Source organism: Nitrospira sp., from assembly GCA_029194535.1.
In the GTDB taxonomy this organism is placed as follows: Bacteria; Nitrospirota; Nitrospiria; order Nitrospirales; family Nitrospiraceae; genus Nitrospira_C.
In genome coordinates this window covers 1,004,696-1,018,832 of record JARFXR010000002.1, presented here as the reverse complement: position 1 = coordinate 1,018,832, position 14,137 = coordinate 1,004,696, and the positions used below count along the sequence as shown (strand labels likewise).

Below are 14,137 nucleotides of genomic sequence, written 5' to 3'. Positions count from 1 at the left end.
GTGACATGGATACAACGACCAACAAGCCATCCGAGACGCTCAACATCGTCATCGTCGGCCACGTGGATCACGGAAAGTCGACGCTGCTTGGCCGACTCTATGCGGACACGGGATCGCTCCCGGACGGCAAGCTGGAAAAAGTGCAGGCGATTTGCCGGCAGCAAGGCAAGGAATTCGAGTACGCGTTTCTGTTCGATGCGTTTCTCGAGGAACAGGAACAGGGCATTACGATCGATACAGCGCGCACGTTTTTCATCTGGCAAGGCCGCCAGTACATCATCATCGACGCACCGGGGCACAAGGAGTTTCTGAAGAACATGATTTCAGGGGCCGCTCGGGCGGAAGCCGCCCTCCTCCTGATCGACGCACTCGAAGGCGTGAAAGAGCAGTCGAAGAAACACGGCTACCTGCTCTCGCTCCTGGGCGTGCGCCAGTTCGCGGTCGTCGTCAACAAGATGGATCTTGTCGGTTACCGGCAGGATGTGTTCGACGGGATTGAGAAGGAATATCGGGAATTCCTGAGCCAGTTCGGGGCCGTGCCCGAACGAGTCATACCGGTCAGCGCGAAATTGGGCGATAACATCGCCAAGCGCAGCGGGGCCATGACCTGGTACGGAGGCCCAACGGTCCTGGACACGCTGCATCTGTTCAAGAAGGAAACGGCCAGGTCTGAGCAGCCGCTCCGGTTTCCGATCCAGGATGTCTACAAGTTCGATGCGCGGCGGATCATCACCGGCCGCATCACGGCGGGCCGGCTGAAGATCGGAGACCACCTGGTCTTTTCCCCTTCGAACAAGCGCGCCAACATCCGGTCCGTCGAAGCGTTCAATATCGACCCGCCGCCGACCGGTGGAGAAGCCGGTCAGTCGGTCGGCGTCACGCTCGACGAGCAGATTTTCATCGAGCGAGGCGAGGTGGCCACCCATCACACGCAGTTGCCGTTGGTGTCGACCGCGTTTCGTGCCAATCTGTTCTGGCTCGGGCGGCGTCCATTGGAGAAGGGCCGCAAATATCTCCTGCGCGTCGCGACGAAGGAAGTGGATTGCGAGATCGCCGTGATTCACAAGATCATCGACACCATGGATCTAGCCCAGCAGCAGGACAGCGCATCGGTTGCGAGAAATCAGGTGGCAGAACTGACGGTGCGGACGAAGGCTCCGGTCGCGTTCGACTTGTCGTCCTCCTTTGAAGCCACCGGTCGGTTCGTCTTAGTGGACGAGTACGACATCGCGGGCGGCGGGATCATTACGGAAGTGGTTCACGACGATCAGGAATTCCTCCGCGAGGAAGCGCGGCGACGGGATTTCGCCTGGGTCAAAGGGGAAGTCGGCATCGAGGAGCGGGCTCAACAATACGGCCACCGGGCGGCGATCGTCCTGGTGACCGGCGGGCGGCATACGGGCAAGTCCTTTCTGGCCAAGAAACTGGAGGGCCGGCTCGTAGCCGATGGGCGACATGCCTATCTGCTCGACGGAGAAAATCTCCGGCGGGGTCTCGACGCCGATCTCTCGGAACACGAGCGAGGGCAGACGACCGAGATGGCTCGCCGTTACGGAGAAGTAGCGCGGCTGCTTATCGACACGGGTTTGATCGTGGTCTCCACGACCAATCCGTTCGGGATGGGGTATGCCGAAGCCGCCCAGGCGATCCGAACGCTGGTGCACCCGGCGCCGGTCATTGCCGTGCACATGAGCAAGGTGCCAGAGGAGGCGCCCGCCGGAACGGACATCATCTTGACGGGACCAGCGGATTTCGATGCGGCGACCCGCCGGATCATCGAGGAGTTGAAACGCCGCGGTGTCCTGGCGCACGCCATCGGAGCCAAGCCGACGTTTCAGTATTCGATCTGAGGGACTGGCTCGGCGGAGCCGTACGGGTCCCATTTTGTTCAGGACGGGGACAGTCGTGGATCGGAAAGGCGACAGTCCCATTGGTCCGGCAGGCGGTTGGTTTGACTCTCCGGAAACCCTTATGTTAGCGTACATTCTCGCAATATCCACAGGTTTGACGAGGCGGTCGATATGGCTCCCGAAAAGGATCTGAAGACGATTCTCGGTAAGCTTCGGTACTCCGACGACGCCAAGGTCGTACAGCAAATCACCGAGCAGATGCAGCAGGTGCAGGCCAGAATGGCGGGCATCAAGCATAAGCTGGTGGTCATGAGCGGCAAGGGCGGTGTGGGCAAGAGCATGACCACGGTCAATCTGGCGCTGGCGTTGGCGCGGCAGCACAGTCGTGTCGGCCTGCTCGATGTGGATCTGAACGGCCCCTGTGTTCCTCGCATGCTCGGCCTGCATGGCCGGTCGTTGACCATGACCCCCGAAGGGGCGGTTCCGCCCATCGGACCATTGGGCATCAAAGTCGCCTCCATGGACTTCTTTCTCGGGGCCGCGTCCCCTGTGAGGTGGAAAGGCCCCATGGATGTCAGCCCGGTCTGGCTGGGACTGATGGAAATGAACGTCATTCGAGAGTTTTTGGCCGACGTCGTCTGGGGAGAGTTGGACTATTTGCTTGCGGATCTCCCGCCTGGTGCCGCCGCGGACAAACCGCCTGTCATCGCCGGCTTCATTCCCGATTTGGCCGGCGCGATCGTCGTCACGACCCCCTCCGAGGTCGCATCCGATGTCGTCCAGAAGTCCGTTACGTATGCTCGGGACATGGGGATTAAAGTATTGGGCATCGTCGAAAACATGAGCGAGTACCGCTGCCCGTCGTGCGGGGAGCAAAACGAATTGTTCGAAGGCAATACCGAAGCCATGTGCGAAGTGTTGGATCTCCCTCTTCTTGGCCGTATCCCCTTTGACCGGAAACTTGCCCGTACCTTCGATAAGGGCGAACCGTTGCTGGATGAGACGTATCCGACCATCCAGCGTTACCAGGAAGTCGCCGGGCGTATTCGAACGCTGCTGGATTACAAGAAGGTCTTGGCCGAAAAACTGTGACGCTCATCCAAGAGGAGATGCCATGAAATTCGTGTGTCTTAATTGCGAAACCTATATGAACTTCGAAAAGGTCGAGAAGCCCGGGGAAGGGTCCCTCGGAGTGTTTTTCGGCTGCCCGTCCTGCGGAGCGAAATTTTCGATGGTGACCAATCCAGGCGAAACGCAAATGGTCAGTTCGCTGGGCGTGAAATTGGGTGGGAGGACCGTTGCCCCGGAGCCGTTCGAAATGACGAGAGGAACCCTGAAAGACGAAGCATTGGCGGGCTCTGGTCAGATGGCTGCCTACTTGAACGAGAAGATTCAGGGCGGCCAACCGGTTGGCGCGTCGCCCGCCTCTGCCCACAAGAGCGGCGACAAGGGGGGAAGCAGCGGTTGCCCGTTCTCTGCGATGGTGGCTGAAATGGGTCTCACGTCTTCCGGTAAGCCGGCCAGCGGCGCGCCGGCGAATTCAGAGTTCACATGGACGGCCGACGCCAAAGAAAAACTCGACCGGCTCCCGGCTTTCGTCAAGCCGATGGTTCAGAGCAGTGTGGAAGCCTATGCCAGAAAGCAAGGCTATACAACCATCACGTTGCAAGTGATGGACGATTCCAAGAACGACTCACCCAACGGCATTGCCTGGACGCGCGAAGCGGAGCAGCGGCTCGACAACATCCCCGACTTCATCCGTCCGATGGCCCGCAAGGAGATCGAACGGCTGGCCAAAGAGCGCGGCGTTGCGACGATTACGGCGCAAGTGATGGACGATGCCAAAGACAAGTTCATGAAATTCATGTAGATGCGCACTCGGTCGGGAACGACGTCTATAAAGGCCTGTCCGGCGCTCCGGATAGGCCTTTTCTCTGCCTTCATGGCTGATCGTGTCTGGATGACGAGGCGGCAGGTCGGGCCACTCCTTCTCTGTGTCTTTCTGTGGATGGCCCTGGCGCCGTCCCTGTCCTCCGCCCAGCATGGTGAACCGCGTCACGCGGCGGTTACGGCCGAGTCTCATCATGACGGACATGCGGGTTCTTCGGACGGTTGGGAAGGCTCGCTCCGTGGGATCGCCTATTCCGAGCGGAACCACCATGTGGCAGGACTCTTTGTGGTGCTGATCGGACTGGCGGAGTTGAGCCATGCCTTCCGATGGACGGCGCTGAGCTGGGCTAGATTTGTAACCCCGGCCGCCATGCTCACCACCGGCCTGTTTCTGATGATTTGGAGCGATCACGATGCCTGGCCTATCGGCTCCCTGACCTTTACCCAATCGTTCTTTGGACAAGAGCCCGAGATCGTCCAGCACAAGGTGTTCGGGCTCGCCGCTGTAGCCGTCGGGTCGATTGAGCTGATTCGACGGCGTGGCGGACTGCGCCTGGTCTGGTGGATGGCCCCGCTTCCGCTCATGGCGATCGTGGGGGGGCTGATGCTGTTCGCCCATTCCCATGGCGACCACCCCTCCGGGGAAAAGATTGCCCTGCATCATGCCATCATGGGGACGATGGCCGTGACGGCCGGTTCCAGCAAACTGCTGTCGGGTTGGGTGAGGGAACAACAGACACCGCTACGATCGGAGATCATCTGGGCCTGTCTGATTGTGGTCATCGGCGCGCAGTTGCTCATCTATTCTGAATAGCCGTCGGATCGAACGGGTGGTTCGCGCCCGCGCCCTCGTAATTGACACCCTTCTGAACCCTGTGTTACCTGTACCGAACTACCGCAAAGGAGAATCTCTATACTGGACAGTCGAATTCGGGATCGACTGGGGAGAGGTATTTATGGGCGGCCATAGCCATTGGGCCACGATCAAACGCCACAAGTCGGCTCAGGATGCGAAGCGCGGCAAGGTCTTTACCCGCATCATCCGGGAGTTGACCATTGCGGCTCGAGGCGGAGGCGATCCGGACGGCAATCCCCGGTTGCGGCTGGCGATTGCGAAGGCCAAGGAAGCGAATATGCCGGGCGACACGATGAAGAAGGCCATTCAGCGCGGCACAGGAGAGCTGCCCGGAGTCTCCTACGAAGAATTCAGCCTTGAAGGGTACGGTCCAGGAGGAACGGCCCTGCTGCTCGAAATCACCAGCGACAACCGAAATCGTACGGTGGCCGAGATCCGCAGCCTCTTCACCAAGAATCACGGCAACATGGCGGAGGCCGGCGCAGTCGCTTGGCAGTTCCAGAAGAAGGGGCTGCTGACCATCGACAAAGGCAAGGTCGAGGAAGACGCGTTGCTGTCGCTCGCGTTGGATGCTGGCGCGGAAGATGTGAAGTCCGGCGAGAAGAGCTTCGAGGTCGTCACCAACCCCCATGACTTCGAAGCCGTCAAGAAGGCCTTGGCGGATGCGAAAGTCGATACATCGCTGGCGGAGCTCACGTTCGTCCCTCAGAATACGGTCCGTCTTGAAGAAAAAGACGCGGAACAGATGCTCAAGCTCATGGAAGTCATGGACGAACATGACGACGTTCAGAAGGTGCACGCCAACTTCGACATCCCGGACGATGTAATGGAAAAAGTCGCCGCCGCTACGGCCGGCTAGCCGCCGGCCGGACCGCTTCCGCTCCGGCGCGTCCCACGACGGATTCATGATCGCCTCACTGACGGGCCGATTGGCCTTCAAGGCGCCGACGCATCTGACCCTTGATGTTCAGGGGGTCGGGTACGACGTTCTGATCCCGCTCAGCACGTACTACGGTCTGCCTGACCTGAATGCGTCGCTCTCTCTGAACATCCATACCCATGTACGCGAGGACGCGATCCAACTCTTCGGCTTCAGCAGCCGGCAGGAGAAGGAGACGTTCCTGCTGCTGACGACGGTGTCGGGAGTCGGCCCGAAGACCGCGCTGGGCATGCTCTCCGCGTTGCCGGTGGCAGACCTGGTGTCGGCGATCCACGCGGGCGACGTGGAAAAACTCGAAACCGTCCCGGGCATCGGGAAGAAATCCGCGGGACGACTCGTCCTGGAGCTGAAGGATAAGCTGGGCAAGCTGGATTCGGGCCTGGAGTCTTCCGCTCATGGCCCTGGAGGGACACACGAGCGCGTCCTCGAGGATGCATTGTCTGCCCTGACAAACCTCGGCTATCGAGTGCAGGACGCGAAAGAGGCGCTGAAACGGGTTCGACAAGACCGGCCGGCGATGCTCAGCTTGCAGGAACTCATTCGCAATTCGTTGAAGGAGTTGGCCAGGGGGTGACGATGGTGACGATCGGTGATCGCCAGACGGTGCGAGGCTTCTGTGCATGGATGATGGTGATGAGTCTGTTCCTCGCCCTATCGAGCCCTGTGCAGGCCGACAATGCCGGTGCGGAGCCGAAGAGCATCAGGAAAACGTGCGGACATTGCCCGGACGGCTACGCCGTGACCGGCATAACGGAGGCGCCGTCCATTTGCAAAGACGGGGATCCCACGCTGGTGGAATGCGTTCCACTAGGGGCCAATCTGCTGGCGGTCTGCGGAGTCTGCCCCGACGGTTATCACGAGATCGGCCGCTCGTCCGTGCCGTCCCGCTGCGGCAATCAAGAGGGTGGAAAACTCAGTCAATGTCAGCTGCAGAAATTCGAATCGAATTTGCCTGATCCGACCCAAGGCGGACGGACCTGCCCTCCGGATTGCGGAAGCACCGCGACGCCGGGTCAGGGGGCGATGCCGCCTCCGGCCAAATATCTGCCCACGCCGGAAAAGCCATCGGGACAATGAGTCAACACAGGCCACAACGAGCACGATGATGCCGCAACGGGTGGTGAGTCCGCAATTGACCGACGAGGAGCGAAGCATGGAGACCGTGCTTCGCCCGCAGTCTCTCGAGGACTACATCGGCCAGCCTCGCATGAAGGAATCTCTCCGGATTTGCATCGAGGCGGCTAGACAGCGCCGCGAGCCGCTGGACCACACGATTTTCTACGGCCCTCCCGGCCTCGGGAAGACCACGATTGCCCACATCATCGCCCGTGAAATGGGCGGGACGCTTCAGGCGACGTCCGGCCTGGTGCTCGCCCATGCCGGTGATCTGGCGGCCGTGCTCACGAATCTTCAGGAGCATGATGTCCTGTTCATCGACGAAATTCATCGGCTGCCCGCCGCAGTGGAGGAAGCCCTCTATCCGGCTATGGAAGATTTTCAACTGGATTTGGTCGTCGGCCAGGGCCCTGCAGCCCGTACGGTCAAGCTCGACCTCCCCAGATTCACGCTGGTCGGAGCTACGACCAAGGCCGGCGCATTGACCTCTCCTCTGCGGGATCGGTTCGGGTTGGTTTACCGCCTTGATTTTTATACCCCGGCCGAGTTGCAATTGATCGTGACGCGGTCGGCCGGCCTGCTGAATATTCCCATCGAACCGGCCGGAGCGGACGAGATCGCCGCGCGCGCGCGCGGAACCCCCCGGATCGTCAATCGTCTGGTCAAACGTGTCCGCGATTATGCGCAGGTCAAAGCCGACGGGCGGATTACGCGGGCGGTGGCTCAGGAGGCGCTGGCCTGGCTTGGCGTGGACGCGGCGGGCTTCGATGAGATGGACCGGAAGATCCTCCTGACGATCATCGACAAATTCGGCGGCGGGCCTGTGGGAGTCGAGTCCCTGGCGGCGGCCGTGCAGGAAGACCGGAGTACCCTCGAGGACGTCCACGAACCCTACCTCATCCAGGCAGGCTACCTGGAGCGAACAGGTCGCGGTCGACAGGTCAGCAAGCTCGCCTATGACCATTTCAATAAGCCGTCAAACCTGCTCCTGTAGTGTGATGACACCCGCGTAACCGCAACAAGCAGACCGATCCGGTCGGCTTGCGCGCGAGATGATTTGAGATGACTACAACAGGCGATGCGATGGCCACCCGATGAATCCGACGACCGTCAGTCTCGTCGTCTTCGCGTGCGTGTTCGGCGGCACGCTCGGCGGGATGTGGTTGCGCAGTATTTTGCCCCAACATCACCTTGACGCCGAATCGAAAGACACCGTGAAGGTGGGGATCGGATTGATCGCGACGATGACCGCGCTCGTGCTGGGCCTGGTGACCGCCTCTGCCAAGAGTTCCTTCGATTCCACGAATGCGACCGTGAAACAAGCGGCCATAACCATCCTGGCCCTCGATCGCGCGCTCGCTCGTTTCGGGCCTGAGGCGAGCGGGATTCGCAAGGACCTCCAGCAGGCGCTTGAGGTACGGATCGAGCAGATCTGGGGCCGGGGCCTCTCGACCCGCGTCGACCTCGATGCGACGAACATTCGTCCGGGGCTGAGCGCAGAAAGACTGGCCGAGGTCATTCGCGGCCTCACCCCGCACGACGACTCGCAGCGGTCGGCACAGGTCCGTGCGCTGGAGCTCATTGAAGCGCTGTTGCAGGCCAGATGGCTCATAGCCGGCGGCGGTGACACCTCGGTTCCGGTGCCGTTCCTCTCGGTCCTGGTGTTCTGGCTGACGCTCACGTTTGCGAGCTTCGGGGTGTTTGCCCCGCGGAATGCCACGGTGCTCGCGGTCCTCATCGTGTGTGCGCTCTCGGTGAGCAGCGCCCTTTTTCTCGTCTTGGAGATGGATGGGCCGTTCGATGGATTGATCAAGGCGTCTGCGGACCCCTTGCGCTACGCGCTTACACATATCAATCACTAGCCTTCTTGATGCTGCGGAGAGGCGAACCAGACAAACTTCCAGACCTCGCGCTTCCCATCTCTAGGATTCTTCCACGACGAACCATCGGCTCGTTCAAAGCTGGGACAGGGCCGAACTAAAATACACGTATTTCCGTACAGATATTTCTTGCCATCCATTCTGTCCCGGTGTATACGAAGGCTTCCTTACGATCGCGTGCGATTCTCCGGAGGACGCGATTCGATTGCACATGGATGGAAAAGGTGACTTCCGAAGGGCTGCATGATCGATGAGCCAAACTGATTCCATATTCTGTCGCCTCGTATGTCGCGTCATCTTGATCGTGGCCGCGCTGAGCCTTCCTCCTGCGCTGCTGGCCGACCAAGCGCAGTATTACTACGACGAGCTTGGGCGCTTGGTCGGCGTCGTGGACGGACAGGGAGACGCGGCGGTCTACAACTACGACGCCGTCGGTAATCTACTAGCCATTCAGCGGTTCACATCGGGCGGCGGGGGTGTGGGCCTCTTTCTCATCGCGCCGGGCAGCTCGATCGTGAATACGCCCGTCGAGATCCGCGGCTTCGGCTTCACGACCCCGCCGTCGAGCAATCAGGTGCAGTTCAATGGAGTCACAGCCGCCGTGGTGTCCGGCAACGGTGGGTCGCTCGTTGTCACGGTCCCGGCGGGCGCCACGACCGGCCCGGTGACGGTGACCAACGCCAATGGCACGGCGGCCAGCCCGAGCGCGTTTACCGTGCTGGTGCCGCCGATCGTGATCGGGGTCGATCCGCCAACCGTGCCGCAAGCGACGACCACGCGGTTGTTCATCGAAGGGTTCAACGTGAAACACGCCGCCTCGGTGCAATTCGCGCAGGCCGGTCTCACGGCCACGATTCAAGCCGGCGCCACCGACGACACCTTGCCGATCGATGTGGCCGTCGGCGCCGCCGTGCCTCCTGGACTCTATGGATTTTCAGTGAGGACACCGAATGGGACTGCACAGAGCGGCGCGGTGAATATTGAAGTGCGGCCGGCACTGGCCGGATTCAATGCGAGCACGCCGCTGTCGATCAAGATGCCGCTCATCACGTCCGTGCCGGCAACGGCGGCCCCCACGGCGACGACTGCCAAGTTCCGCGATTCAGCCGGGGTGAACTCCAACGGCGGCAACCAATGAAAAGAAATCGGCACCTGGCCGGCTGCCGCTCCCCGGACGACCGGCACGCTCACCGCGCTCAGCGATCTCCATGTCTGGCTGGGATTGAAGAACAGCGACGATCAAGGCACGCAATTCGATCTCCGCGCCGAGGTCTTGAAGAACTGCGCCGTGATCGCGACGGGCGTGACCCGCTGCATCACCGGGATTGTGCGCAATGCCAACCAAGCCAAGGAAGCTACCGTCGCCTTCGGCTCCGTGCCCTCCACCCCGTTCAACGGCATCCCCGCGACGAGCGTGATCGTCCAGAATATGACGACGCTCACGGCGGTCGTTCCGCCCGCCGCCACGACAGGCCCGCTGGTGGTCACCATAGCCGGCGAGGCCGCGATCTCGACCGGACATTTCGTCGTGCTCCCGACGCAAGACATGCAGCCCAGCGTGCTCCCCACCGCCATGACCATTCCGTCGCTGGGCCAAGCGTCGTTCAAGGTGACGCTGGCGGGCAGCAGCGTCACGAACCTGGCCACCCTCGCGGTGACGGGCATGCCGGCCGGGATGACGGCCTCCGTCACCTCGCCCACATTGATGGCGGGCCAATCCCGCCTGCTGGCGCTCACGACCGACGGAAGCGCGCCCGCCGGAAATGTCCCCCTGACGGTCACGGCCACCGGTCTGGTCATGGTGTCTCGACCCTGCGTTCGGTGAAGGTCACGGTTCAAGTCCTCGCCGCAGGCGTGACGACGTTCGCGGGGCTCGTGCTGGATGAAGACGATCAGCCGGTCAAAGGTGCACTCGTCACCCTAGGCGCGACGCAAGTCAGCACCGACGACGGCGGCAACTTTGTGATGCAGAACCTGCCGGTGGGCGCCGAGCAATCGTTGCTCATCGACGGCGGCCCGGCTTCCACGCCGCAGCACAGTCTGCCGGTCATTCCCTATAAAGTGGCCATCGTTGCGGGACAGGCCAACGCACTGAGATTCGTGCCGCACCTGCATGTCCAAAAGACCACCGGCCTGGTCCCCACTCAAAAAGGGTCAGGTCTTGCAATCATGCAACGGCTCTGCTACAGTCCCCTGTCATGGCCCGCCCCCTGCGGATTGAGTTTCCCGGTGCCGTCTATCATGTCACCAGTCGCGGCAATGCGCGACAGGACATCGTCGCCGATGACCGCGACCGCGCGACGTTCTTGACGCTCGTGGCGCATGTCATTGACCGCTATAGCTGGCGCTGTCATGCCTACTGTCTCATGGACAACCATTACCATCTCGTACTCGAAACACTTCAGCCGAATCTCTCACTGGGGATGCGGCAGCTGAATGGACGGTATACCCAAGCTTACAATCGTCGGCATCGCCGGGTGGGGCATCTCTTTCAAGGGCGGTTCACGGCGATTCTGGTGGAGAAGGAGACGCATCTCCTGGAACTGTGTCGGTACGTGGTGCTCAATCCGGTCCGGGCGAAGATGGTCATGCATCCTCGCTTGTGGGCGTGGAGTAGTTATCGCGGGACGGCGGGGGAACTGACGGGGCCGGCATGGCTCTCGACCGACTGGATCCTCGGGCAGTTAGGCAGGCGGCAGCGAGAAGCGCAGATGCGCTATCGTGAGTTTGTCGCCGAGGGGCGCGGGGGATCGCACCCCTGGGATCAGCTGCGAGGGCAGATCTATCTGGGATCCGAAGCATTCATTGAACGACATCAACCCGATCGGGTGATTCGAGAGATTCCCCGACGGCAGACGCAGGCGAAGCGGCCGCCGCTCCCGGACGTGTTTCAGCGCCGAGGCCGAGAGGCGCAGCTGATCGCGGTCGCCTATCGGAAGTATGGCTATCGGTTGCATGAGATTGCCACGCATCTTGGGGTGCACTATGCCACGGTGAGTCGGCGACTCAAGCAGGCCGAGCAGGCCAATATCTGATTGCAAGACCTGACCCTCATCCAGTACGACCCCGTTGACGGCTCCTTTACTCTGTATCCTTGATGCCATAGCGAATCCCCATAGGAAGACGGATTCGGCTTCTGTGCGACCACTCAATCTTGCTTTCGCGACGGGTTTGCACATCGCTTCCCATTGAAAACCGATTCGACGTCTGCGCGATGGGAGGTCTAAAAAGGGATCGGCGAAAGAGTGGCATTGAGCCGGTGCGGTCGAGAGGGCACCGACGGCAACGCCTGGGGGTGAGTGATGCAAGTTCCTGAAAGTCCAGGGCTCTCCTTGCATTCTTCGAAGAGAATCCTGTATGATTTCGTGTTTGCTCTCACCTGATCTGCTTCTGGACGCTCGTCCAACTCATGAGGCACGGGTGGAGGGGGACTATGCATGTCCGGAGATCTCACCGAACACCGGAACGAGATTGACCGAATCGACGACGAGATCCTTCGTCTCCTCAACGTTCGGTCCAAGAGCGTCATTGAGATCGGCAGGCTGAAGAAGCAACAGAATGCCGATGCCAATCTCCACACGCCCGCTCGCGAGGCCGCGATCATCGAGCGGCTGGTGGCCCAAAACACCGGTCCATTTCCATCTGACGGGATTCGGCCCGTGTACCGGGAAATCATGTCTGCGTCTTTATCCCTGGAAGGCCCTCAGAAGGTGGCCTACCTGGGCCCGCGGGCGACCTTTACCCATATGGCCTGCATGCAGAAATTCGGGTCCTCCGCCCAGTACGTTCCCGTCCACAGCATCAAAGAGGTGTTCAGCGAGGTGGAACGTGGGCGGGCGAATTTCGGAGTGGTGCCGATCGAGAATACGACGGAAGGCGTCGTGAATCATACGCTCGACATGTTCATCGATTCGAATCTCTTGATCTATGGGGAGGTGCTCCAGGAAGTGTCGCATCATCTGCTGTCCAAATCGGGGGCACCGGAGGAAATCAAGAAGATCAGCTCGCATCCGCATGCCATCGCGCAATGTCGCAATTGGCTGGAAACCCACATGCCGCATGTACCGGTTTCCGAGGTCGCCAGTACGGCCCGAGCTGCGGAGCTCTGTCTCGAAGATGCCTCAATCGCGGCGATTGCCTCCGAGTTAGCGGCTCAACTCTACGGGCTGAAGATCATCAAGTCGCGTATTGAGGACAACCTGAACAACTTCACGCGCTTTCTCGTGTTGTCCCAGAAGGCGCCGGAGCGGACCGGCAAGGACAAGACCTCGCTGATGCTCTCGATAAAGGACAAAGTGGGCGCGCTCTACGATCTGCTCCGCCCGTTTGCCTCGCACGGGATCAGCATGACCAAGATCGAATCCCGTCCGTCCCGGCGAAAGGCCTGGGAATATATCTTCTTCGTCGATATCGAAGGTCACATCGAGGAAGATCGGGTGAAGAAGGCGGTCGAGGACATCACCGGCCGCTGCCTCTTTATGAAGGTGTTGGGATCCTATCCCGCACATAGTTGACCCCATGGCCATCCACGTCCATCCCGATATCCTGTCGTTGAGCCCTTATGTGCCGGGGAAGCCCATTGAGGAATTACAGCGCGAGCTCGGGCTTGAGCGGGTGATCAAACTGGCCTCGAATGAGAATCCGCTCGGTCCCTCGCCGAAGGCCTTGGCCGTGCTCCAAGAGGGCATGGCGACATTGCACCGCTATCCCGACGGAGGCGCGTTCCGCTTGCGTCAGGGCTTGGCGGATCGGTGGAAGGTGACGCCTGACCATGTGATTCTCGGGAACGGTTCGGATGAGTTGCTGGGGTTGCTGGCGAGGACCTTCTTGGCGCCCGGTGATGAGGCCGTGATGGCGGCTCAGACCTTCGTGATCTATAGGATGGAAGTGACCGCGGCACACGGAACAGTGGTCACGGTGCCGTTGGTTCACTGGCGACATGATGTGGAGGCGATGGCGGAGGCTGTCACCCCACGCACCAGACTGTTGTTCCTCTGCAATCCGAATAATCCGACCGGAACGATGATCACACGGGACGAAGTGGCTCGCTTGCTCTCGCGGGTGCCGGAACGCGTGATCGTCGTCTTCGACGAGGCCTATTTCGAATACGTTCGGAGCGCCGACTTCCCGGATTCGATGGCCTATGTCCGGCAGGGGCGCAACGCCATCGTTCTCCGTACCTTTTCAAAAATCTATGGCTTGGCTGGCCTGCGGATCGGCTATGGTATCACGACGCCGGAGATCACCAATTTGCTCAACCGGGTCCGGCCGCCGTTCAACGCCAATAGTTTGGCGCAGTTGGCCGGGTTGGCCGCCTTGGACGACGATGAACACGTGGCGAAGAGTCGCGCGGTCAACGAAAGCGGCATGGAACAGATCAAGAACGGCTTGATCGCCCTGGGGTGTACGCCGGTTCCGAGCGAAACCAATTTTCTGTATTTTGATGCGGGATGCGACGGCCGCCGGATCTTTGAGGCCCTGCTGCGGAAAGGCGTGATCGTGCGTCACATTGAGGGGCGCATGCTGCGTGTGACCGTCGGACAAGCGGAAGAAAACCAGATATTCCTGAGCGCGCTCGCACGTGTCTTGAAGACGGATTGATTAA

At 60.6% G+C, this 14,137-nt stretch carries 15 protein-coding genes; all 15 read left to right on the top strand.

What is annotated here, in order from left to right:
- Positions 1-5: 5 nt before the first annotated feature.
- Positions 6-1,850 carry a GTP-binding protein gene (locus tag P0111_16290; GenBank protein MDF0645592.1) on the top strand — a complete coding sequence of 615 codons (1,845 nt, stop codon included), beginning with the start codon at positions 6-8 and terminating at the stop codon, positions 1,848-1,850.
- Positions 1,851-2,021: 171 nt separating this feature from the next.
- Positions 2,022-2,942: an Mrp/NBP35 family ATP-binding protein gene (locus tag P0111_16285; protein ID MDF0645591.1), complete on the top strand. Its 921-nt coding sequence runs from the start codon at positions 2,022-2,024 to the stop codon at positions 2,940-2,942.
- A gap of 22 nt (positions 2,943-2,964) precedes the next feature.
- On the top strand, positions 2,965-3,720 hold the full coding sequence (locus tag P0111_16280; GenBank protein ID MDF0645590.1) for a PCP reductase family protein: 756 nt from the start codon (positions 2,965-2,967) through the stop codon (positions 3,718-3,720).
- Between the two features lie 72 nt (positions 3,721-3,792).
- Positions 3,793-4,554: a hypothetical protein gene (locus P0111_16275; GenBank protein MDF0645589.1), complete on the top strand. Its 762-nt coding sequence runs from the start codon at positions 3,793-3,795 to the stop codon at positions 4,552-4,554.
- A gap of 142 nt (positions 4,555-4,696) precedes the next feature.
- On the top strand, positions 4,697-5,455 hold the full coding sequence (locus tag P0111_16270; protein ID MDF0645588.1) for a YebC/PmpR family DNA-binding transcriptional regulator: 759 nt from the start codon (positions 4,697-4,699) through the stop codon (positions 5,453-5,455).
- Between the two features lie 46 nt (positions 5,456-5,501).
- Positions 5,502-6,110 carry a Holliday junction branch migration protein RuvA gene (ruvA, locus tag P0111_16265; GenBank protein ID MDF0645587.1) on the top strand — a complete coding sequence of 203 codons (609 nt, stop codon included), beginning with the start codon at positions 5,502-5,504 and terminating at the stop codon, positions 6,108-6,110.
- Positions 6,107-6,613, top strand: a complete 507-nt coding sequence (locus P0111_16260) for a hypothetical protein (protein ID MDF0645586.1) — start codon at positions 6,107-6,109, stop codon at positions 6,611-6,613. Before ruvA ends, P0111_16260 begins: the two co-directional genes overlap by 4 nt.
- A 28-nt stretch (positions 6,614-6,641) precedes the next feature.
- Entirely contained in the window at positions 6,642-7,646 is a 1,005-nt protein-coding gene (gene ruvB / locus P0111_16255; protein MDF0645585.1) for a Holliday junction branch migration DNA helicase RuvB, read from the top strand.
- Between the two features lie 100 nt (positions 7,647-7,746).
- Positions 7,747-8,514, top strand: coding sequence for a DUF4239 domain-containing protein (locus P0111_16250; protein MDF0645584.1), 768 nt, complete (start codon positions 7,747-7,749; stop codon positions 8,512-8,514).
- Between the two features lie 268 nt (positions 8,515-8,782).
- On the top strand, positions 8,783-9,670 hold the full coding sequence (locus tag P0111_16245; protein MDF0645583.1) for a hypothetical protein: 888 nt from the start codon (positions 8,783-8,785) through the stop codon (positions 9,668-9,670).
- Between the two features lie 84 nt (positions 9,671-9,754).
- Complete coding sequence (locus P0111_16240) at positions 9,755-10,357, top strand: hypothetical protein (GenBank protein MDF0645582.1); 603 nt, start codon at positions 9,755-9,757, stop codon at positions 10,355-10,357.
- Positions 10,354-10,842 carry a carboxypeptidase-like regulatory domain-containing protein gene (locus P0111_16235; GenBank protein MDF0645581.1) on the top strand — a complete coding sequence of 163 codons (489 nt, stop codon included), beginning with the start codon at positions 10,354-10,356 and terminating at the stop codon, positions 10,840-10,842. Before P0111_16240 ends, P0111_16235 begins: the two co-directional genes overlap by 4 nt.
- On the top strand, positions 10,731-11,567 hold the full coding sequence (locus tag P0111_16230; GenBank protein MDF0645580.1) for a transposase: 837 nt from the start codon (positions 10,731-10,733) through the stop codon (positions 11,565-11,567). The genes P0111_16235 and P0111_16230 overlap by 112 nt, the downstream gene beginning before the upstream one ends.
- Positions 11,568-11,969: 402 nt before the next feature.
- Positions 11,970-13,046 (top strand): prephenate dehydratase, encoded by a 1,077-nt coding sequence (pheA, locus tag P0111_16225; protein ID MDF0645579.1) that lies wholly within the window; start codon positions 11,970-11,972, stop codon positions 13,044-13,046.
- A gap of 4 nt (positions 13,047-13,050) precedes the next feature.
- Positions 13,051-14,133, top strand: coding sequence for a histidinol-phosphate transaminase (hisC, locus tag P0111_16220; GenBank protein ID MDF0645578.1), 1,083 nt, complete (start codon positions 13,051-13,053; stop codon positions 14,131-14,133).
- The last annotated feature ends 4 nt before the right edge of the window (positions 14,134-14,137 follow it).

Bases quoted from the DNA above. Each gene is read 5' to 3' on its own strand.
- P0111_16245 (MDF0645583.1), top strand. From the start codon at position 8,783: ATGAGCCAAACTGATTCCATATTCTGTCGCCTCGTATGTCGCGTCATC.
- P0111_16270 (MDF0645588.1), top strand. From the start codon at position 4,697: ATGGGCGGCCATAGCCATTGGGCCACGATCAAACGCCACAAGTCGGCT.
- pheA (MDF0645579.1), top strand. From the start codon at position 11,970: ATGTCCGGAGATCTCACCGAACACCGGAACGAGATTGACCGAATCGAC.
- P0111_16285 (MDF0645591.1), top strand. From the start codon at position 2,022: ATGGCTCCCGAAAAGGATCTGAAGACGATTCTCGGTAAGCTTCGGTAC.
- P0111_16280 (MDF0645590.1), top strand. From the start codon at position 2,965: ATGAAATTCGTGTGTCTTAATTGCGAAACCTATATGAACTTCGAAAAG.
- hisC (MDF0645578.1), top strand. From the start codon at position 13,051: ATGGCCATCCACGTCCATCCCGATATCCTGTCGTTGAGCCCTTATGTG.
- P0111_16290 (MDF0645592.1), top strand. From the start codon at position 6: ATGGATACAACGACCAACAAGCCATCCGAGACGCTCAACATCGTCATC.
- ruvB (MDF0645585.1), top strand. From the start codon at position 6,642: ATGCCGCAACGGGTGGTGAGTCCGCAATTGACCGACGAGGAGCGAAGC.
- P0111_16275 (MDF0645589.1), top strand. From the start codon at position 3,793: ATGGCTGATCGTGTCTGGATGACGAGGCGGCAGGTCGGGCCACTCCTT.
- ruvA (MDF0645587.1), top strand. From the start codon at position 5,502: ATGATCGCCTCACTGACGGGCCGATTGGCCTTCAAGGCGCCGACGCAT.
- P0111_16230 (MDF0645580.1), top strand. From the start codon at position 10,731: ATGGCCCGCCCCCTGCGGATTGAGTTTCCCGGTGCCGTCTATCATGTC.
- P0111_16250 (MDF0645584.1), top strand. From the start codon at position 7,747: ATGAATCCGACGACCGTCAGTCTCGTCGTCTTCGCGTGCGTGTTCGGC.